The 22389-nt window shown below is 31.4% G+C and carries 17 protein-coding genes; 6 read left to right on the forward strand and 11 right to left on the reverse strand.

Annotation, left to right across the window (positions count from 1 at the left end; all coding sequences use genetic code 11):
- Nucleotides 1-16: 16 nt before the first annotated feature.
- Together MWH25_RS06485 and fdhD are read right to left on the reverse strand one after the other, a co-directional pair.
- The gene (locus MWH25_RS06485; RefSeq protein WP_248626835.1) at nt 17-1315 is read right to left on the reverse strand and encodes a Na+/H+ antiporter family protein; all 1299 of its coding nucleotides are present in this window, start codon (nt 1313-1315) and stop codon (nt 17-19) included.
- A gap of 197 nt (nt 1316-1512) precedes the next feature.
- Nucleotides 1513-2310, reverse strand: coding sequence for a formate dehydrogenase accessory sulfurtransferase FdhD (gene fdhD, locus MWH25_RS06490; protein ID WP_248626836.1), 798 nt, complete (start codon nt 2308-2310; stop codon nt 1513-1515).
- Between the two features lie 345 nt (nt 2311-2655).
- Here fdhD and MWH25_RS06495 point away from each other — a divergent pair, with 345 nt between their 5' ends.
- From MWH25_RS06495 to MWH25_RS06505, 3 genes are all read left to right on the forward strand, one after another.
- Nucleotides 2656-3753, forward strand: coding sequence for a hypothetical protein (locus MWH25_RS06495; protein WP_248626837.1), 1098 nt, complete (start codon nt 2656-2658; stop codon nt 3751-3753).
- Between the two features lie 572 nt (nt 3754-4325).
- Complete coding sequence (adhE, locus tag MWH25_RS06500) at nt 4326-6908, forward strand: bifunctional acetaldehyde-CoA/alcohol dehydrogenase (protein WP_345947234.1); 2583 nt, start codon at nt 4326-4328, stop codon at nt 6906-6908.
- A 27-nt stretch (nt 6909-6935) separates the two neighbouring features.
- A complete protein-coding gene (locus MWH25_RS06505; RefSeq protein WP_248626838.1) occupies nt 6936-7169 on the forward strand; it encodes a DUF1450 domain-containing protein in 234 nt (77 codons plus the stop codon).
- A 396-nt stretch (nt 7170-7565) separates the two neighbouring features.
- Here the strand turns inward: MWH25_RS06505 and MWH25_RS06510 are convergent, their stop codons facing one another.
- The 3 genes from MWH25_RS06510 to MWH25_RS06520 all read right to left on the reverse strand — a co-directional run bounded on the left by MWH25_RS06510 (nt 7566) and on the right by MWH25_RS06520 (nt 12255).
- Entirely contained in the window at nt 7566-8504 is a 939-nt protein-coding gene (locus tag MWH25_RS06510; RefSeq protein ID WP_248626839.1) for a divergent polysaccharide deacetylase family protein, read from the reverse strand.
- A gap of 153 nt (nt 8505-8657) precedes the next feature.
- Nucleotides 8658-9392, reverse strand: coding sequence for an N-acetylmuramoyl-L-alanine amidase family protein (locus MWH25_RS06515; protein ID WP_248626840.1), 735 nt, complete (start codon nt 9390-9392; stop codon nt 8658-8660).
- 373 nt (nt 9393-9765) lie between these two features.
- The gene (locus MWH25_RS06520; protein WP_248626841.1) at nt 9766-12255 is read right to left on the reverse strand and encodes a U32 family peptidase; all 2490 of its coding nucleotides are present in this window, start codon (nt 12253-12255) and stop codon (nt 9766-9768) included.
- A 449-nt stretch (nt 12256-12704) separates the two neighbouring features.
- Between MWH25_RS06520 and MWH25_RS06525 the strand changes: the two genes are divergently transcribed.
- A complete protein-coding gene (locus MWH25_RS06525; protein ID WP_248626842.1) occupies nt 12705-13142 on the forward strand; it encodes an FxsA family protein in 438 nt (145 codons plus the stop codon).
- Between the two features lies 1 nt (nt 13143).
- Here MWH25_RS06525 and MWH25_RS06530 read toward each other — a convergent pair whose 3' ends face one another.
- Nucleotides 13144-13782, reverse strand: coding sequence for an N-acetylmuramoyl-L-alanine amidase family protein (locus MWH25_RS06530; protein ID WP_248626843.1), 639 nt, complete (start codon nt 13780-13782; stop codon nt 13144-13146).
- Nucleotides 13783-13916: 134 nt separating this feature from the next.
- A complete protein-coding gene (locus tag MWH25_RS06535; RefSeq protein WP_428832798.1) occupies nt 13917-15251 on the reverse strand; it encodes an IS701 family transposase in 1335 nt (444 codons plus the stop codon).
- 597 nt (nt 15252-15848) lie between these two features.
- Here MWH25_RS06535 and MWH25_RS13130 point away from each other — a divergent pair.
- Together MWH25_RS13130 and MWH25_RS06540 are read left to right on the forward strand one after the other, a co-directional pair.
- On the forward strand, nt 15849-15986 hold the full coding sequence (locus MWH25_RS13130) for an L-serine ammonia-lyase, iron-sulfur-dependent, subunit alpha (protein WP_428832799.1): 138 nt from the start codon (nt 15849-15851) through the stop codon (nt 15984-15986).
- A 144-nt stretch (nt 15987-16130) separates the two neighbouring features.
- Complete coding sequence (locus tag MWH25_RS06540) at nt 16131-17324, forward strand: dicarboxylate/amino acid:cation symporter (protein ID WP_248626844.1); 1194 nt, start codon at nt 16131-16133, stop codon at nt 17322-17324.
- A 414-nt stretch (nt 17325-17738) separates the two neighbouring features.
- On the opposite strand, the gene MWH25_RS06545 is transcribed toward MWH25_RS06540, so the two are convergent.
- The 4 genes from MWH25_RS06545 to MWH25_RS06560 all read right to left on the reverse strand — a co-directional run bounded on the left by MWH25_RS06545 (nt 17739) and on the right by MWH25_RS06560 (nt 22211).
- On the reverse strand, nt 17739-18770 hold the full coding sequence (locus MWH25_RS06545) for a UDP-N-acetylmuramate dehydrogenase (RefSeq protein WP_248626845.1): 1032 nt from the start codon (nt 18768-18770) through the stop codon (nt 17739-17741).
- Between the two features lie 193 nt (nt 18771-18963).
- Nucleotides 18964-19761 (reverse strand): methyltetrahydrofolate cobalamin methyltransferase, encoded by a 798-nt coding sequence (locus MWH25_RS06550; protein ID WP_248626846.1) that lies wholly within the window; start codon nt 19759-19761, stop codon nt 18964-18966.
- 140 nt (nt 19762-19901) lie between these two features.
- The gene (locus MWH25_RS06555; RefSeq protein WP_248626847.1) at nt 19902-20534 is read right to left on the reverse strand and encodes a corrinoid protein; all 633 of its coding nucleotides are present in this window, start codon (nt 20532-20534) and stop codon (nt 19902-19904) included.
- A gap of 393 nt (nt 20535-20927) precedes the next feature.
- On the reverse strand, nt 20928-22211 hold the full coding sequence (locus tag MWH25_RS06560; RefSeq protein WP_248626848.1) for an MFS transporter: 1284 nt from the start codon (nt 22209-22211) through the stop codon (nt 20928-20930).
- Between the last annotated feature and the right edge of the window lie 178 nt (nt 22212-22389).

Consider the following 22389-nt stretch of genomic DNA (forward strand, 5'->3'; position numbering starts at 1 on the left):
CTTTAAGATATAGAATTTATAATACCAAAACAGCTACAACTGCAAATAAAATCAAAAAAGTATCAAAATGTAAAAATGTCGGTACACAAGTATCCCAAATATGCTCATGTTCGCCATCTGCATCTAAACCTGCTGTAACTCCTAAAGTAGTATCTGAAGCAGGGGAACCAGCATCTCCTAAAGCTGCTGCTGTTCCAATTAAGACAATCGTAGCCAATGGACTAAAATTTAAGCTTTGGGCCAACGGCACATAAATCGTCGCTACAATTGGAATTGTTCCAAAAGAGGTTCCAATCCCCATCGTAACTACTAATCCTACTGCTAACATTAAAATAGCACCTAAAAGTTGACTACCTCCAATCATCCCTGAAACACCTTCAACTATTGTATCTACTCCTTCTGTAGCTCTAATTACATCAGCATACCCCGATGCAATTAACATTACAAAAGCAATAAAGCCCATCATTTCAATACCTGAATTAATTGAATCAGTTAGCTTAGTCCATCTTATATTCCCAGAAACAACCATAAGTAACAACCCAAGTAATGCTCCTAATGGAAGTGAACCATAAACTAATTGAATTACTAATGCTAATAGCATTGCTGACAGAGCAAAATAATGCTTTATCTCCCACTCAATCTCTTCCTGAGTAGCTGCTACTTCTTGGTTAACAAAATCTGTATTATATCCTCTTGGTCGCTGATAAGTTACAAATACAGCTACTAATAAACCAATAAACATTCCTAAAGCAGGAATCCATAATACACTAGCAATTTGACCTAAACTAACCTCCATTCCATTAGCTGCCATTTCATCACGTATAATCCCATGAAAAATCAGGCCAAAACCAGCTGGAATCGCAACATAAGGTGCTTTTAAACCAAATGTTAAGGCAGTAGCTATAGCTCTACGATCAATATTTAGCTTATTGAATAAACTTAATAATGGAGGGATTAAAACTGGAATGAACGCAATATGAACAGGAATTAAATTCTGAGATAAACTAGAAAAGGCTGCAACTAATAAAATAAAGATGCTCTTTTTACCTTTTACTAATTTAGCCAACTTATTACTTAAAATTTGAACTAACCCTGTCTGCTGAATTGCCACAGCCAATGCTCCTAATAAAATATAACTCAATGCTGTTTCAGCATTGCCGCCCATACCTTCAATTAAAATAGTCATCGTCTCATTAATACCTAACCCTCCAACAAATCCTCCAACAATCGCTGCAATTAATAATGCTAAAATAACATTTAATCTAGCCAAACTGAGTATAATCATAGTCAAAACAGATATAAGTACTGGATTCATCTCTAAATCTCTCCCTTTTTATTTTATTACTTTAATCTACTAAAGCAATAGTAGAATACCATATTCAATAAAAAAAATCAATACTAAATTTAGGATTGATTTTTTTATTAATATCCGCTCTGTACATTCCTAATTTCATGAGCGATGATTCTTAAAAAACTTAAAATGTAGCTTTACTAATCACAAGTTACTAATTATTAGCCTCTATTAGTAAAGTCCACTCTATCAGAATGAGTATAAACATTTAACCTCTTTCCTCTAGCAAAACCAATTACAGTTAAATTTAACTCTTCAGCAACCTTAACTGTTAAATTTGTAGGAGCAGATCTAGAAGCTACAATCGGAATTTCTTGCTTAGCAGCCTTAAGCAACATTTCTGAAGAAATTCTACCACTGGTTAACAACATCTTATCTGTAAAGTCGATCTTATTTATAAATGCTTCACCAATAACCTTATCTACCGCATTATGTCGTCCTACATCTTCATGAAACATAATAATTTCTTCCTGATCAGTTAAGCAACAGCTATGAACTCCACCAGTTTGTTTAAAGAGCTCAGATTGGCGACTCATCTCTATTATTAAAGTTAGAATTTTTTCAACATTAATCTTGCTTTTTCTTTTTTCAAGCTTTTTAGTACCCAAAGAATCCAATACATTATAAAAGACTGTACCTTTACCACAGCCTGTAGTCAATGTTCTCTTACCATGTAACTTTTCTCTCATATCTAGCTTTTTCTTAGTTATCACCTTAACAAACCCTTCTTCTGAATCAACTTCTATTTGTTCTAATTCAGCAGGTGTTTTTAATAATCCTTCTGAAACTAAAAAACCAACCGTCAGATAATCAAGACTGTGTGGTGAACATAATAAAGTAAGAAACTCTTTATCATTCAAAAATATAGTTAACGCATACTCTCTAATTAAAAAATCATCTACTTGCTCCACTTCACCTTTATTATAGCGTACAATTTTATTTTTAATAGATAAATCCATAACAACCACTCCCTCTAGTAAGCATAATGCCCTCAGATAAATTAAAGCCTGTTATTACAATGCTTCGCAGATAATTAAGGTTCTCTGCCCCCCGTCTAATTGACAATTAATAGTTGATATGATTTTTATGTTTTTCACGAAGGGTCTTGTTTTTTTTAAGACCCACTTCCAATATGTCCTTTAGTTGAAAAAATTCAATAAATTCAATGGTATAATTACTACTTTTTGTGGTGTTAATTCTCATATAATAATTATAGTATAATTACTAATAATAATCAATTAATAATCAATTATACCTTAATATTTTAACTATTATCTAACTTAAATTAGAAGGGAGGAATTTTAATGCAATTGATTGAAATATTAAAAAAGAGAAATCAAAAAGATTTAAGTCAAATCGCAGCAAACCATCATATCTATTATGATCCTAATTTTTCAAAAACATGGGTCAGTAAAGAAATAAACAAAAAATTGTCTGATCCTACCTATCTTGAAGAGTTAATCAAAACAAAATTTCCAGCCAAAACTATATCTACTCTAAAAAGATTAATTTCAACGGAACCAATCAATAAAAAAAGCTTACAACTTTCTGCATATGAAATGCTAATAGAATCAGGTTTAATTTTTGAGCAGAATAATTTTTGTTATCTTCCTACTGATATTAAACAATTATTAACAAAGCTTTTAGCTAACAAACCAGCAAATTCATCTAAGTCTTCTAAAGAACCTAATATTACTGAAACCAATGAACAAGAATCTATTCCAAATGCTGCTACAACAAAGATAAAGATTAAATGTACTCCTTCATTTTTCCACTATTTATTACTTTTTCTAGGCTATATTACTACTTCTGTTGACTTAAAAGAAGATAGACTGAAAAACTTCACTTCCAAACTTAATTGCAGCTCAATCTCTAATCAGAAATTATTTAATTCTCTTCAACAATACTCATCTCACAACCAACTTTTAGAAAGATCAACCTACAAACTAAGAGATAACATTAATAAGTGGCTCAATATTTCATATAAAGAAAAGCTCTTAACTGGGTTAGAAACACTATCTCCCAATCATGCTCCAAAAATAAGAAATACTATTGCCGTTTTAAGCCATTACCCTTTACAACAACAAATTCCGTTCGATTTTTTTATTAATGAAATTAATTATCGTAAATCTGATCTTACTCAACTCAAGCTATTAGAATTAATGAAGATATTCACTATCGAAAATGAGCATGTTAAATTAACTCGATTATGTTGGAAGTTATTCAATTCCAAGACCAAATGTAATCTAATTAAACCTAAAATCAATAATAACCAAATTTTGATTGCTGAAAATACCGAATTAAAATCACTCTGGTCTGTCTTTCAAACTGATTCATTACTAGAGATTACTGATAATCTTGAACTTAAAATCAACGAAAGAGATCTCAATTTGATTCTATAACCAAAACTAATTAAGACTCAACCTCGCCTAACTATTATAGACGAGGTTGAGTTACTTGCTGCATCTTCAATAGTTGACAATCTATCACAAGGCATTCTTTCTAAAAAAAGTTATTTAAATCCAAATGATCCTCACCAGCTTAATTTATATTATTAACTTTTGCAAAGACACTATCAATTAAAGAATTAATGCTAGTTACTTCAATAGTAAAAGTTTCTATGATAATTATCACAGAAGAACTAGAATACTTTATCTAAATTAAGTTAATAATAATTATGACTTTGAAGGGAGGAATAAAAATGCGTTTTAGGAGTTTATTCAATCGCAGAGAAGGCTTTCTAAGTGGCATTTTTAATAGAAAGTCTTCAAATTCAAAACCACTTTATACTAAAGTCTTAGCAGTTACAGGAATTTATCTGCTAAGAAGAATGCTTAAAAAGTAACCTTCTTTCAAAGATTTAATAATCCAGGGGCAACCCTGGATTTTCTTTTTATCATTATATCAAAACTTACCAAGAATAATCTAACGCTTATTTTTTGATACTAAATTTAAAGAGTAGAGCTGGGAGGAGATCAAAATTACAGACAACTCACAAATTGAAGAAAAAATTTCTAATTTAATTGATAGAGCTAAAGAAGCAGAAACTAAATTAGCAGCACTAAATCAAACTGAAATTGATCAGATAGTCCGTCAGATGGCTCTAGCAGGTCTTGAAAATCATATAAATTTAGCTAAATTATCTGTTGAAGATACTAATATGGGACTTTATGAAGATAAAATAGTTAAAAATATATATTCAATTGAAAATATTTATAATGATCTCAAAGATAAAAAGACTGTAGGAGTGATCAAGAAAAACCCTGAAGAAAATTTAATTGAAATAGCTGAACCGATAGGGATCATTACCGCTCTAGTTCCAATGACCAATCCTACTTCAACAACTATGTACAAAATATTAATTGCTCTTAAAGCAGCCAATCCAATTATTTTCAGTTTTCATCCTAAAGCTCAAACCTGCTGTGTAGAGGCTGCAAAGACTTTACTGCAAGCAGCAATAACAGCTGGAGCACCAAAAGGTTGTATTCAATGGATTGACCCTCCTTCTATTGAGGCAGCCAATAAGTTAATGGGTCATAGTGATGTAAGTTTGGTTTTAGCTACAGGTGGCACTAAAATGGTTAAGGCAGCTTATAGTTCTGGCACCCCTGCTATTGGTGTTGGACCAGGTAATGTTCCTGCTTATCTAGAACAGAGCTGCAACTTAAAACAAGCAATTAACGATGTTGTGATGAGTAAGACCTTTGATCATGGAACTGTCTGTGCTTCCGAGCAGACCTTACTTGTAGATCAAAAGATAATCAAAGAAACTAAAGAGCTGTTAGAAAAATATCATGCTTATATTCTAACTCTAAAAGAAAGTAAAAAATTAGAACAAGTGGCTATTGACCCTAAGACTCACGCAATGAATCCAGCTACAGTGGGCAAGAGTGCTATAGACATTGCTCAAATGGCTAATATTGAAGTCCCTCCTGATACGACTCTATTAATAGCTCCACTGGAAGGAGTTGGTCCTAATTATCCCTTGTCGCGAGAAAAACTGAGTCCAATCCTTGGTTTAATGACAGTAAAGGATTATCATGAAGGAATTAACAAGGCAATTGCAGTTACTAACTTTGAAGGTTTAGGTCACACTGCAGCTATTCATTCTAATAATCAGCAAATAATTGAGCAATTTAGTAATCAGTTACAGGTAGGTAGATTATTGATCAATACTCCTACCACATTTGGAGCAATTGGTGATCTGTATAATCATTTAACCCCTTCTTTAACCTTAGGTTGTGGTACTTATGGGGGCAATTCAACTACAGATAATGTCAGTGTGGAGCATTTATATAATATCAAACGCATTACTGATCGGAAAAGAGAGCATAAATGGATTAAGATACCGCCAGAGATCTATTTTGAACCAAACTCTTTATTACAATTGCGTAATTTAGAAGGAGATAAAGCTGTAATTGTTACTGATCAAGTAATGAAGGATTTGGGATATGTTAAAAAAGTAACTGAGCATTTAAAGGAAGCTGAAATAGATTATAAGATTTTTAGTGCTGTTGAACCTGATCCTTCTGTAGAAACTGTCTTAACAGGAACAGACTTTGTCAAAGATTTCGCAACTGATTTAATTATTGCTCTTGGGGGAGGTTCACCTATGGATGCAGCCAAAGGAATTTGGCTCTTTTATGAAGAACCTGATTTGAACTTCGAAGATTTAAAATTACGATTTGCAGATATTAAAAAACGCACCTATCAATTCCCTAAATTAGGACAAAAAGCTAAGTTGGTTGCAATTCCAACTACAAGTGGATCAGGCTCTGAGGTGACCTCTTTTACTGTAATTACTGATAAAAAGAATAACATTAAATATCCCTTAGTTTCCTATGAATTGACTCCAGATATAGCAATCATCGATTCGGAATTGACTACAACCTTACCTTCCCAGGTAACTGCTCATACTGGATTAGATGTTTTAACTCATGCGATTGAAGGATATGTCTCTATTTTAGCTTCTGATTATACAGATCCATTAGCACTTAAAGCGATTAAGTTGGTCTTTGATTATTTACCTCAAGCTTATCAAAAGGGCCAACATAATAGTCTAGCTAGAGATAAAATGCATAATGCATCTTGTCTAGCAGGAATCGTCTTTACTAATGCATTTTTGGGTATTAATCATAGTTTGGCCCATATTTTGGGCGGAAGGTTTGGAATCCCTCATGGTCTAGCAAATGCTATCTTATTACCTCATGTGATCAGATATAATGCTCAAATGCCGACCAAAATAGCTCATTACCCTAACTATTCTCATCCCCAAGCTGCTAAGAAATATACAGAGATTGCTAAGTGGCTGGAGTTAAATGTTACAAAAGGGAATGAAGTTGAGAACTTAGTTATTGCTATTAAAAACTTAATGAAAGAGGTCAATCTACCTTTAAGCTTAGCAGAGGCAGGTATTGACCAAAGAGATTTTGAAGCAGAGGTAGCAAAGATGGCAACTATTGCTTATAGCGATCAATCAACAGTTGCTAATCCACGGCGACCTTTAATTTCGGAACTAATAGAAATTTATAAGCAAGCCTATCAAGGTCTAGAATAATTTATTACAGGAGGTTACGAGGTTACAATGACAAAAATTCAATTTTGTGAAAATAATTTTTCAACTGGTAGTGGTCAAGTGGCAGAAAAGATCCAACGTGAAATAAAAGATATTCAACTAGAAGTAAAAGCTTGTTTGGGCTTGTGTGCTGATTGTGCGATTGGCCCTTTCGCTTTGCTTGATGGCGATTTAATTCAAGCGACAAGTTCTGATGAACTCCTTGAAAAACTTCTTGAGAAATTACGACATACTACAGTCTAAATTACTGTATTAGAATAAATTTTCTAAATCTTTGATTTAGGTGGAGAGATTAAAGAAGGGGTTGAGAGTTCAACCCCTTCTTTCTTATTATTAAATTCCCAGCAACAATAAAATTAAGATTAAAAAGATCATATATACTTCATAATGGCGAGGCATCTTTACTTTCCTCCTTTTTAATTTAATTAACCATAAAAATTATGTGAGCAAATCTACATTTCTTTACCTTTTAATACATCCCTATTACTAACAAGATCAAGATTAAAAAGAGCACAAATGCAAAATCATCACCAATAACAGGTCTCCTTCTTCTTTGGCTTTCAGACACGCTCTTCCCCTCCTTTTTTCATAAATTTATTATAATATATGTAATCATTCTTAATAGTGTTAGTAAAAATTCTATTTATCGATCAAATCACTAACACCAACAAATTCGATTCCTTTTTTATTTAATTCAGGTAATAGTTTTTCAAGTGTAGCAAGGGTTTTTATTCCACCTTGCGGGCCAACGTGTCCAATTCCTATCGCTGCCCCCTCTTTAATAGCCATACCTACTAAAGTCAACATTGCTTCTTCTATATCTTTACTATCAGATTGTAAGTCTAAAAAGAGATCTCTTGTTAATACTGGAACATCTAATTTATTTCCTATCTCTCCAATTACTGATTCAGGACTGGTCCGACTATCTATAGCTATTAAGTCATTGGCTTTAGCAACTTCTAATACTGCTTTAACAACTCTTTTATCAGCAGTAGCCTTGGAGCCAGTATGATTGTTAAAACCAATTGCCTGGGGAATATCTGCAATTGCTTCCTCCATCCTTTTCTTTATCTCCTCAGTTGCTAAGGTCGTCATAATTGGCTTTGGCCCTAACCAACTTCGTTTACCATTGTTTGGTTCCATCGGTAGGTGAATAATTACATCAAATCCAGCTGCTATTGCTTCTTTAGCTTCTTGCTGCGATCTTTTTTCAAAGGGCATAATAGCAACTGTTATCTTTTGTTCTAAATTGAGCATCCCTTCTGTTCCTTCCGCTCTATTTCCAAAATCATCAATAATAATTGCTATTTGAGCTGCTTGATGGCGTAGTTTAATTGGCTCTTTTAGATTTAAATAAGGAGACAACTTCTTTCTTTCCCCTGCAATTAAAAATTGAGCATATTCTAACTGTGGTAAATCTGCTAATGTAGTCAATAAAGACTCAATCAGAAAAAACTGTTCCATTATATTAAAGCTTTCAACTTTAGATACTAAATCAAGATAAAGTACTCTTTCTTGATAACCAATATTCTTTATTAATTTATCTTTCTTAATATTATCTTGTACTGTTTCAACCAATAATTCCTCTCCCTGTTCGTTAGGTATAGTTACACGATTTAAAAAAAACAGAACTAAACAAAAAGATAAAATTATAAACAAATACTTAAAATACTCTTTTTTAATAATTAAGATCATCTTAACTTAACACTCCAAACTTAACTTAATTTAAAATTAAAAATCACCCGTCAAAAAACTGAAACTAGAAAAATACTCTTCAATCCCTTCATAAATTGCCTTAACCAGTGCTTGTTGATAAGTATCTTGCTGTAGTAATTTTCTATTTAAATGATTGGTGATAAATCCTAATTCAATAATTACTCCTGGTGTCTTTTTAGCTTTTAAAATATAAAAATCCCTTTGACGTGCATGGTGGGCAGGAGGATTAAAGTTGGGGTATTCAATCTGATTAAGGTGCTTTTGTAATATTTCGGCTACTTTCTGATTCTGTCTATGGCGAGGATAATATAACACGGTTGGCCCTTGCATCCCAGGTTGACCAGTTCGAGCATCAATATGTAAACTGATAAATAAATCAACCTCTTCTTGATTAACTATATCTATTCTAGCCATTAGATCACGCTGATGCCTACTCCTTGAATATTGATTAAGATGATCCAAAGCAGTATCTTCATCTCTAGTCATAATTACAGTTAGATTATCTCTTGCTTCTAATAACTCTCTTAACTTCAAACCAACCTCCAAATTAAGATTTTTTTCTAATAAATTATTATAACTGGTTCCTCCATCTATCCCCCCATGCCCTGGATCAATTACAATTGTTCTATCAGCAAGTGGATTAGTCTCAAGAATTTTTTCTGCTAATTTAAATTGCTGTAATGAAAATAATAAACTAAAAAAGAGAATTGCAATTAAATATAACTTCCATCTTCTAAAGATTATAATCATAATTACACGCCCTTACGTATTTTTAACCAGTTCTTAATTCTAAGTTATTCGAATGATTTTAAAATTATAAGCAACCATCTATTATAAGTTATCAGTAACCAGGAAGTTCAAGATCAACTCTTAAGAAGAAACAAAATTTTGTTCTTTTTCTTCAGAAGAAGAGAGGTTGGTTAAATTAATTTTGGTACAAAAGGGACGAGGTGACTCTTGTTTTATTGTTATAATAATAGATTTAAATCTATTATTATAACAATAAAACTTGCTGTAGAAAGTTATTTTTTAATAATTATATTCATATGTGATCATATAGCAACTGAACAAAGAACAAAATGGGCCAACACCCATTTTAGATCTAAAGTGACTGTTAACTATTCTACTTAACACCACGAGAAAAGTGACCTGTAGTGTATCCTTCTCTTTTAAATTTATAATTAAATAGGTTCATTTCTTTAGTACTAATTTCAGGATTATTTATTTTTTGATAATAGTTTTTAATTATCTTGATCATTTCCTCTTTTTCTTCCCAGTTAATCTCCAAGCGATAAAGATCACTTCCTGTCTTAATGATTGTTGGCAAATAATCTAACAAATATAATGGATAACAATTATAAATTGTTGTTCGACAATCAGTACAATCAGTAGTAATAGGGAACAGATAATCCTTGCGGTCCAGTAGACCGTATTTTCTCTCTGTTAAACAGCCTTGCTTACAGTCTTGTTTAGAATCAAACCCTTTATTAACTGCTCCAATTGGGCAGTATTCACTGATCATAACCGGTAAATAACCATATACAACTAACTCAGTTTCAATTCGGTTATTACGCGTTACCTCTCTTATTTCATTTGAGTTAAGCTCAGGTGATAGAGTCACCCCTTGGTAACCTTCTTGTTGCCAATGATTAACTGTATAACTATTAAAGTTATTGAGCGGATAATCAGCTACTAACATTTTTTTAGTTTCTAATAATAATTCTGCTATCCCTAGTTGGGAAACTAGATAACCATCTATTTCTGTTTTTTCTAATAGCTCAATCTTTTGTTTAATATCCATTATTTCTTGCTGTCGAGCAACGCGTGGAAATTTAATAAATAGTTCCTGTTCTTCATTTTTAATTTGAGCTACGAGGGCCAAAATTTCTTCTGTAGCTGAATCGCTAATATCATAATAAATTCTATCTACTTCAGACAAACTAGCAAATTCAGTTATATAATCCCGTTTATTACAGCAAACACTTATCTTTGATTCATTATTAACTGCTGGTTTACTTTCCAATTCCGGAATTTCAACTTCTAAATCATTCTGCTCACAAGTAAGTAGAAACTCTTCTTTTCTCTGTTGATTTAAATCTTTAACTGCTAATTGTCGTAATTGATTCAATTTAGATAATGGAATAAAAAGATTTGGGCCAAGTTCAATGCCTAAGTCACGTAATTGATAAGGGGTTGGCCCTAATCTAGTCAACTGTTCTTTAACCTCTTGCTCCGTAATTGGCTCTTTTTTAGCTACTTCTGGACAGAAATCACTCTTGATAGTGACATGATGACCAGCTTGATCCCATAGATTAAGTTGGAGTGGTTGATCTAAATGGGCTGATAAATGACCAAAAATTTCTATCTTTTTTTGTTGATTTAGATCTTGATAACTTCCTTGTAACCTATCTAATAATTCTTTTTGCGAAGTCCGATAGACTGGATCACCTAGCTTTATCTGCCCTTTGACCTTTACAACCAATAATTCAGTAGTTAATTTTTCTGGTTCCGATAAAGTTAAACCAGGATTTCTACCTTCTTCAGTCCAAATTTCTATTCCATCTCCTTCGTTAATAGTTTTTTCTAATTTAACTCTACATTCTTTAGTCTGTTGATCATAATCGATTACTTCTCCAACCTTGATTCCCCAATTTTTTGGTCGTTGATAACTGATCAAATCTAAGTTATCTTTTCCTAAGTAGTAACCAGGAATAAATCCATCACGATTAAAGAGCTGTTTAATCTCTTCTTGATCTTGGTCATCCACTCCAAACCTTCCCTGTTGGTTAAAATATTGTTCTATGTAATTACGATACTTTTCTGTTACTACCGCTACATACTCTGGACGTTTCATTCTTCCTTCTATTTTAAAAGACGAGATACCAGCTTCAATTAAATCAGGTACTAGCTCCAAAGTATTAATATCCTTAGGACTAAGCAAATGCTGTTCAGCAAATTCATCATTAATAACTTCCTCAGTTTCCAAATCAACCACAGTATAAGGCAGACGACATGGTTGAGCACACAGACCACGATTACCACTTCGTCCACCAATCATACTACTTAATAAGCATTGGCCCGAATAAGAGATACATAATGCCCCATGAACAAAGGTCTCAATCTCTAATTCAGTATTTTGAACAATCTCTTTAATCTCTGCTAAAGTCAATTCTCTAGCCAATACAACTCGAGAAAACCCTAAGCTTTCTAAGTACTTTACCCCTTCTAAATTATGAACTGTCAATTGAGTACTAGCATGTAACTCTAATTCAGGGAGAACTTGCTTAACCAGCCAGGTCAACCCCAAATCTTGAACTATAATTACATTTACTCCTAACCTATAAACTTGTTCAATAAATTTAATTACATCTGCCAATTCATCATCCTTATATAATGTATTAACAGTTAAATAAACCTTAACTTCTCTTAAATGAGCATATTCAATTGCCTCTCCAAGTTCTTTTAAATCAAAGTTATCAGCTCTCTGGCGAGCATTAAAAGCTTTACCTCCTAAATAGACTGCATCACAGCCATTATTAATAGCTGCTAGTAAACCTTCTTGATTACCTACTGGTGCTAGTAATTCCGGTTTATCCTGTGTATAATTGTACATAAAATACTCCTTTCCTATCCATTTCATTAATTCTTAATTATAAACTGAAAATAATCATTTACATCATTATTAATATATAGCTTAACTTCAATTGATAATTGATAGTTAAAAACCTTCAAAACCTTTATAAATTTAAGCTGTATTCTAATATTATCTCACTTTTAATCAAATTTAAAGAAGTAATTCAGATTTTAGTATGTTTCATTACATTTAATTTCAAACGTACTTTAATCAAGAGAAGAGTTAAATTTTCTCTTTTTGATTATACAAATAGTTTTTAAAAACTATTTGTATAATCAAAAATTTGAATCTAAGTTGTTTTTTTATTTGATTGTGTTCATAAGTGACTATATAAAAAATGAACATGTAGTCAAAAACAATTGTTGGTTAAAATTACTACAAACCTTTTTAAAAAGATTGAATATAATAAACTAATAATTAGCTAAGGGGTGATCATATTGTTTAAATTAGTTTTACTCTTTACAGTCATTCCGTTACTTGAGTTAATCCTTCTGATCAAATTAAGTCAACTTTGGGGAGCAGTATCTACTATTTTATTAGTTGCAATTACAGGAATTATCGGGGCCAAACTGACTAAACTTGAAGGAACATCAACAGTTACTGAAATAAATTCTTCATTAGCAGAAGGAACTATGCCAACAGATAATTTAATTGATGGCTTATTGATCTTAATCGGAGGAGCAATGTTAATTACACCAGGATTATTGAGTGATTTAGTAGGATTTGCCTGTATTATTCCTTTAACTAGAAGCAAAATAAAGTTATTAACTAAAGAAAGATTAAAAAGATTAATTACTACTGGTAGTTTCCATTTCTCTTCGGATAACAGTCAAGAAGAAGTAAACTTTACAATAGAAGATGATTAAATTATAAGTAATCCAAGATCCCACGATAAATTTGCTGAGTTAATAATTTTTGAAATTGCTGATGAGTCAATAGCCAACGATCAATCTCCTTATTGATAAATCCCATTTCAACCAAAACACCAGGATATTTACTATTATTTAAAATAAAATAGTCACCTTTCCGAATTGGATTATTGAGCATTTCAATCCCTTCATATTCAATCGAATTCAATCTTGTCTGTAACTTATCAGCTAAGACTCTATTCTCAGCTTTATGGTCTTGATAAAAAACAATTGGCCCTCTAATTCTAAACTTTCTCCCAAAATAATTAACATGTAAGCTAATAAATAAGTCAGGCTGATTTTGATTAATAATATCAACTCGTGCTTGTAAGTCACGCTTATGCCTATTACTATAAGTTTGATTTTGGTGATCTAAAGCAGTATCAGATTGTCTAGTCATAATTACTCTTGCTCCCTGCCTAGTTAATAACTCTTTTAATTTAAAACCAACCTTAAGGTTTATATCCTTTTCCAATATATTCTCATAACTAGAACCTTTATCTATCCCACCATGCCCTGGATCAACAACAATTATTCTTCCTTGTAACGGTTTATTAGAACTAGTTATTGGCATTGTAGTAATTATTCTATCTTTCATAGAAAATACAATTCCACTCAAAATAAAACAACAACAACATAAAATAAAAAGTTTTTCTTTTTCAATTAAGAGTATCATTTTTCTCCTTTCTTTAGTTCAGTTTTATTGATAATAAACACCACTTTACAACTTTACTAAGCGGCGTTTCTTTTATCAATAAAGTAATTTAAACTATTCTTTAAAACAGAATATATTTTTGTACTTTCGAGTTTAGATACGAAACTATCTAAAATTAACTCTTCCCTAATATAAAGGGCTAACTGAGATTTTATTTCTTGAGGACTTAAAGAATTTAATTCATCAAATTCTTCTACCCAAAAGGGAAGAATCTTTGCAAAAGTATAGACTAATCCCAAAAGATTAATATAGGTTTCTATTCCTTGTTCTGTGCGAACCATATAATTACCAAAAGACCAAAATGTTTTTAATTCATAAAAGATAACTTCAATACTCCAGCGTATTTCATAATCAGTAAAAGAACCAGTAGCAAAACTATCCTCATCCTTTTTGCTAACTTTTGGCTTTGATAACTTTTCTAATTCACATTCTTTAGGATTAGTATTAATGAATACTCTAGGATTCTTAAAATCATCAATATCTTTTACTGTGACCATGATTTCTATAGTTTTATCTCTAAATAATCTTGTTCTAACCAGTTTAGTTGCTAGATAATAATCGCCATTTTTTTCATAGTCTAATTCTGTAATGTTTAACTTTTTGCCATAGATAGGATTCCTTCCTCTTTTACCATTTGGTGGAGGAGGTAATTCAAAGATAGCAGTATCATGGCGAACAGCACCAATAAGTTCTAAGTTATCATGATCCTTAACACAATCAAGAACATCACCTTTGGTATACCATGAATCACAAAGAAGAGTGACATTTTTGTTATTGAGTAATCTCATAATGTTATCTATTAGCTCTTTAGCAATAGTTAGCTTACTTTTATCTTTTTTGTATAACCTAAATCCAATTGGGATTGTTTTATATTCAATACCATCCTCTGATTGAGAGACAGGTATAGATATAGCTAAACAAACGAAAGTATTACCTTTTAAGTAGCTACTATTATTACGTCTAACATGATCAAAAAAACTATTATGACCAGCGAATTTATTACCAAATTTCTCTTGAAGAGTGTCATCAATAATTAGAAATACTTTTTTACTTTTAAGTTCTTCTGGAATAATATTGAGAGTTAAATTTACTGTTCTCTTCATCATGCTTTCTAAGCTCCATTTGCTATATGAGAAAAAGTAATATAAGGAATTTAGGCTACTATTCATATGCTTAGAGATGAAATTATTCCAAATGAATCTAAGAGAATGGATTTTATCAAAGCTTATGATTGAAATTATAATCCAAAAGAACATCTTAAAAGACTTCTTAGTGAAAAGATCACGATAATAATTAGCAAATTTTTTGATGATAGAGTAGATACTATTTTGATTATTTGATATAATATTCATGCGACTGATTCTCCTTTCTTGATTCTTCTTGGTCGAAGATATTATATCAAAAAAGGAGATTGGTCGCATTTTTATTTAGATTTCTTGTAAAGTGGTGTGATAATAAATATGTTATTGTTTTATTTTTTATTAGTTTTGTTCATAAGTGACTATCTAATAACTGACTACCCTTGAAAAATTATCAAAGACAATCTATGAATGGTTATTTCAATAAAGAAATTATCTATAATATTTCTAAGCCCATGAAGTATATTTTTAACTCTATAATTCCTTCCTACAAAAGCCCAACAAAAGATAGATTTCTTCCTTTAGTACTTTTTAGCTCTTGGTTTAAAGTTCAGATTAGAAATATTAATTTTTTAATTTCAAAAAAATAGATATTATAAAATATTTTTTGATAAAATATGAATTTAAACCATTTTTAGATGAGGTTAAAGGATAAAAAAGAAGGGGTTTTCAAATTGATATCAAAGTATATACATGAGAACAAATTAAATAAAGTTAAATTTTAAAAATTTAGTATTTATCTCTGTCAAATACCATTAGATTTAGAAACTAAAAGAATACCCAAAGATATAAGAAACAAACTAAACAATCATGAAAAATGTGCTTGCTAATATAACTGGTATAGTTTGTGATGGTGCTAAAGAAAATTGCTCTCTTAAACTTTCTACATCATCTGCAGAAGCTGTCATTGCATCTTATATGACATGTAATGATACAATTGTTCCTTAAAAACTGGTATTATTGGGGGTGGAATAGAAGAAACTATTAAAAATATTAAAATACTTTGTAAAGAGGGGTTATCTAATATGGATGAAACTATGATCAATATTATGGATGTTTAAAAATAATAGATCAAATGGGAGGAATAAAAGTATGTTGTTAGAAAAAATCAAATCTAATTTAATTATTCAGTTGATTTTAGGGGTAATAACAGGGGCGATTTTAGGTTTTATTGTTTCTAAAGAAGTTATGCAAATTATTTTAACTATTAGAGATGTTTTAGGGCAGATAATCTTCTTTTCTGTTCCTTTAATAATTATTGGTTTTATTGCACCTTCTATTGCTAAGCTTAAAGCTGATGCCAGTAAAATGTTAGGGACAGCAATGCCGATAGTTTATATGTCTTCAATTGGAGCTGGGATCTTAGCATGTATTGCTGGATATTTTCTTATTCCTTATTTAAATATTAGTAGTCAACCTTCAGATTTAAGAGAGTTACCTGAAATAATTTTTGAACTTGAGATTCCACAGATTATGCCCACAATGACTGCTTTGGTATTAGCATTATTTTTAGGCTTGTCTATTGCTTGGACTAGGTCTGCTACTTTTGAAAAAGTTTTGGATGAATTTAATGATATGGTATTGGGTATAGTAAATAAAATTATTATTCCGATACTCCCTTTCTTTATTGCAGGAACATTCTCTAGTCTTGCTTATGAAGGAACTTTAACTGAACATTTACCAGTCTTTCTTCAATTAGTTTTTATTATTATTGTAGGTCACTTTATCTGGCTTGCTGTATTATATCTGTTAGGAGGTTTTATTTCAAAGGAGAATCCTTTAGAAGTTGTTAAGCATTATTTACCTGCTTACTTGGCTGCTGTTGGAACTATGTCAAGTGCTGCAACTCTTCCTGTTGCATTAAAATGTGCTAAGAAATCAAAAGTTTTAAATCAAAAGGCAACTGATTTTGCTATCCCTTTGGGGGCTACAGTTCACTTATGTGGCTCAGTACTTACAGAAACTTTCTTTGTAATGGCTGTATCACAAATTTTATATGGCTATATTCCTTCTTTTTCTTCAATGCTTCTGTTTATATTATTATTAGGAATATTTGCAATTGGAGCACCTGGCGTACCTGGAGGAACTGTAATGGCCTCTATGGGCTTATTAATAAGTGTACTTGGTTTTGACCAGTCTGGAGTTGCACTTGTTCTTACTATTTTTGCAATTCAAGATAGCTTTGGAACAGCATGTAATGTAACAGGTGATGGAGCTATAGCATTGATTTTGACGGGAATTTTTAATGAACATACAGAAAGCTCTAAAAAAGAAGTAGTTTTATAAGAACTAATAACTAAATAGGTATACCACTTTACAAGAATTCCAAGAGAACCTCTCCATCTAAATTAGAAATTTAGATGGAGAGGTTCTTTATAACTAGAGCCTTTATATTCCACCATGCCCTGTTATTTTTCCTTTTCTTAGTTCAGTTTTATTAATAATAGATATGTTATTGTTTTATTTTTTATTAATTTTAGTCATAAGTGACCATTTAATAATTGACCGATTATTAAAAAATCATCAAACGATAATCTATAAAAAATTCATATACGTCAATTTAATACATGACTTTCTAATCACCTTGCTTTTTATTGATATTAAGTGGCACTTTCAGTGCCACAATATTGTAATAGAGCTTCACTTCAAAAATCTATAATACCAAAAATTTACTTAAATTAACGCGAATGATACTAAATATTATCTTTTATCTCCGACAATAATAACCTCTGGCTCAGGAATAAATCCGTATCTTTTATCAATTAACTCAGTAATTAAATTAATTAAATATAAGACATCAGATGCTTGAGCTTGATTATGATTAATTATGAAGTTACCATGATATGGTGCTATCATTGCTCCACCATGCTTTTTTCCCTTTAAACCTAGTTGATCAATCAATGCTCCTGTAGGAGTGCCATACGAATGATTATTCTTAAAGACTGAGCCACAGCACGGATATTTAAAATGATTTCTATCCTCTCTAAATTGATCAACCTCTTGCAGATAATCACAAGCAACATCTAACTCAGTTTCTAAATTACTTAATTCTGTTCTAAAAAAAGATTTAAATTCTGCTAATGATGATAAGTTTAAATTTCTATCTTGTACTTTTGATAATAATCTATTTATACTATTGATTTCTTGTTGACTACAATCAGTGAACTTAAAATCAGCACCCACAATCAACCAGGGTTTCTTTTGAAAGGTAGAAGTCTTATAACCAAATTCACACTGCTCAACCGATATCTGTTCCAAGGACAATCTATTTTTAGCTAAATCAAGATAATAAATAGTATCCAATAAATCAGAGAGCTGCTCTTCATAATATTTAGCATTGATATAGATTCCTGCTCCTACAGAACCAGGTAGTAGATAAGTGAATTGAAAATCAGTCTTATTGCTTATAACTCCGATCAATGAAATTAATGATAATGGAACCCCAGCAGAAAGAAATAACTCCCCATGATTTAATCTACTCTCAAGATACCTCTTCAATGAAATAAAAATTCGATCTTCCCTAGTTTGATCAGGAAATAAAATATTAGTACCATAACCAAAGATATAATAATCCATTCCAACTTTTTTACAACTATTAAGTAAATTAAGCAGCTCTTCTGTAGTTTCTGGTTCAGCAAAATAGGTCGCTTTACCTCCTATTTGATAAGAGGAATGTAGTGCTAATGAGACATTCTTCTGACAAAACTTTTCAATCTCAACAGAACTATTCATCTTCTGTCCCCCTAATTATTAACTTTTAATCTTATTATATTTGACTTTTTTTAGATTATAATAGTTTTTACTTACAAATCCTATATAAAGAATGAATTTTTTCAAGAGCAATATAAAAATAAAGGTAGCAAATAATTTGCTACCTTTATTTTACTTTATTACTTATTCACTTATTATCCTAGAATCAAATTATTTAAACATCTAATTTTCCGCTTTTAGCAGCTTTAATATAACCAGCACAGTACTGATCATTTCCTAATAAAGTCTCAGCAGCAGTTACTAATGCCATAATCTTTGGATCCAATGGATCTATAATAGCACTATCTAACCCTCTACTCATTGCCAATGTTACAAAAGTTCTATTTAACAATTGTCTTTGTGGTAATCCATGAGAGATATTACTTAACCCACAAGTAATATGAACCTCTTCATATTCCCTTGTAATCTCTTCAACTGCATCTAAAATATGTTCTCCTACCGCTTGATCAGTACCAATTGGTTGGATAATTGGATCTACAAAGATATCACCTTCAGCAATTCCTGCCTTCATTAAATCTTCAATTAACTTCTTCCCTACTCTGATTCTATCCTCTGCTCCATTAGGCATTCCGTCATCGTCCATTACTAAAGCAACTACCCTTGCATCATGCTCTTTAAGTATTTCTAATGTTTCAGCAAATCTTTCTTCTTCAGCAGTAATAGAGTTAACCAACGCTTTACCTTCATGAGCTTCTAAGCCTACCTCAAGTGCTTTAGGATTTGGACTATCAATGCAAAGTGGTACATCAACTACCTCTTGGACTGTATTTACTAGCCATTCCATAGCTTCAACTTCCTCTTTAATCAAAGTACCACAGTTAACATCAATATAATCTGCTCCTGCTTCTTCTTGCTTCTTAGCTAAATCTTGAATAAATTCTACATCTCTATTCTTTACTGCTTCTTCCAATCCTTCTCTACTGGTATTAATTAATTCACCAATAACTATCATTTTATTACCTCCCCTTTTATATTAAGTTTATAATTGATAATTAATAATTAATAGTAGATAGTAAAAAATCTAAAAACTAATTTTTTCATCATTTAATTTTAAATTATCAATTATCAATTGAAATTAAGCTTTATATCTTTTTAGCTCACAAATTCTCTAGCTATATCAGTAGCAGTACTTCCATCTGCAGCATAACCATCAGCACCAATCTCATTAGCAAAATCTTCACTAACCGGTGCTCCTCCAACCATAATCTTAACTTGATCTCTAATTCCTGCTTCTTCTAAGGACTTAATAGTCTCCTCCATAGCTGGCATAGTTGTAGTCAACAATGCAGATAATCCAACAACATCAGGCTGATGTTCTTTAACTGCTTCTACAAACTCATCTGCTTCTATATCTACTCCTAAATCAACCACTTCAAATCCAGCACCTTCTAGCATCATTGCTACCAAGTTTTTACCTATATCATGTAAGTCACCTTCTACCGTAGCCATAATCACCGTTCCAACAGAACTGCTCTCTCCTTCTGTCAATAATGGCTTAACTATATCCATCCCTGAATGCATCGCTTTAGCAGCAATTAAAACTTCTGGGACAAACATTTCATTCTTCTTAAATCTACCCCCTACAACATCCATCCCTGCAACCAAACCATTCTTAATGATTTCACTTGGTTTTGTTCCTTCATCTACTAATTCTTGAGTTAATTCAGCCACTCTATCAATATTTCCTGCTATTACCCCTTCAACAATCTTTTCCATTTTGCTCATTTTTATTAATCCCCCCATAGCTATTAATCAGTTCTTTTTTGCTTCTTTAGTCCATGTTATCAAATGATTCAGACAATTTATATTAATTTTTTAATATTTTTTTAATAATTTAAACCAATAGTAACATTTATTATAACTATTTTCCAAAAAAACCATATTCACTTTCATTTGCACATTATAAATTGTACACTAAGACTGGAGTGTAGAAAAACTTAGTTATCTGCGAAACACTGTAGTAATAAACTTAAATTTAGCAAATGGTTTTTATTACGGAAAGTCTAATAAAACTTATAGGGAGAACACTATTAAAATTTAAAGTAGATAACATAAACTTAATAATTAACCAATTATTACTATAAATATAATCTGAATTTACATAAGTATTTAACATAATTAATCGTTTAAATACTTAGGATCTTTCACCTTCCATAGTAAAAAGATTATTCCTAAGCTAATCATTACAAATGTAATTCCAAAGACAAGTCGATAACTATATAAATCAACCAACAATCCTCCTAACAGAGAAATAACAGTTACAGCTAATCCAATAATTGTACTAGTCAGTCCAACATAGAGCGGTCGTTCTTCAAGTTTAGAACAAAAATCTGGAATTATCGTCATAAAGGATACACTATTTCCACCTAGTGCTATTCCAGTCAAAATAAATACTAGATAAAAAGCAAAACGCTGTTGGGCAAAGAAAGCAACCAATACCCCTGCTGCATTAAAGACAGCTGCCAATAAAAGAACTAACTTATGTCCATAATTATCCCCTACATGACCCCATAAAATATTTGTTAAACTCTTACTTACAATTGAAATAATTGTAAAGGTACCCACTAGATCATTAGCTACCCCCACCGATAAATCCAATCTCTCTATTCCTGCAACTGTAAAGAGACCATTCGACATACCGATAAATTGAATTAAGATAGCAGCTAATATATAATTGCGATAATTGTTCTGTGTCTGTAGAATCTCTTTTAAATGTTGCAAATATTCTTTAGTGCTCTCTTCTTTTTTACTAACGTTATAAGCAGGCTCTCTAACAAACACTAAAAATAAGTAAGAAATCATCTTACTGATAAACGCTAAAGCAAATAACAAAACAAACCCCATTCTAAATTCAAAAAATTTAATTATATATCCTGCTCCAAATGCCCCTAACACCTCTAAAATACTACTTACAAAGGTTCGGTATCCAAAAAAACGCCCTCTTCTTTCTTGAGGAATAACTTTAAAGAGCATATCAAACCATGGCGGACCAACCAAACCAGAAGAAATATTATGAAACCCCCACAATATAAAAAAGAGGATTAACAATAGATTTTGAGTGTCAGGAAATAGCAAATAAGTTAATACCGCTAAAAATAACCAAGGCAATCTTTGCAGAATACCTAGCCCTAAAACATACTTCTTCTTAACTTCCGCTCCTTTTATCCATTTCGCAGAAAAGAGCTGGGGAAAATGAATTCCAAACATATAAATTCCTGTAATTAAGCTTACTAAAAATTTAGATTCAGTCAACTGTCGGACAAATAAAGGTAAGATTGTATTAATTGCTACAAGTCCTATGCCCAATGTATAAAATGCTCCCTCTCCAATACTGAGCCAAAAGTTAAATTTATAATCTTTCTCAATCTTTTTTCTTATCTTCTTTTTTTCTTCTTGCTCCATTCTATCTCCTACTTTCTAAAAATTATAGAACCATTATTTATGATTAGATAATTACCCTCTGTTTATACTTGAATTCAAGTATAAATCTTAATTTAAGGTTAAATTGATATAAAGTGGCACTTTGCCACTTTATATCAGTGTACAGTTTACAGTTGATATGGTTTCTATGGTTTTCACG

The organism is Natroniella acetigena, from assembly GCF_023227745.1.
Taxonomy (GTDB): Bacteria; Bacillota; Halanaerobiia; order Halobacteroidales; family Halobacteroidaceae; genus Natroniella; species Natroniella acetigena.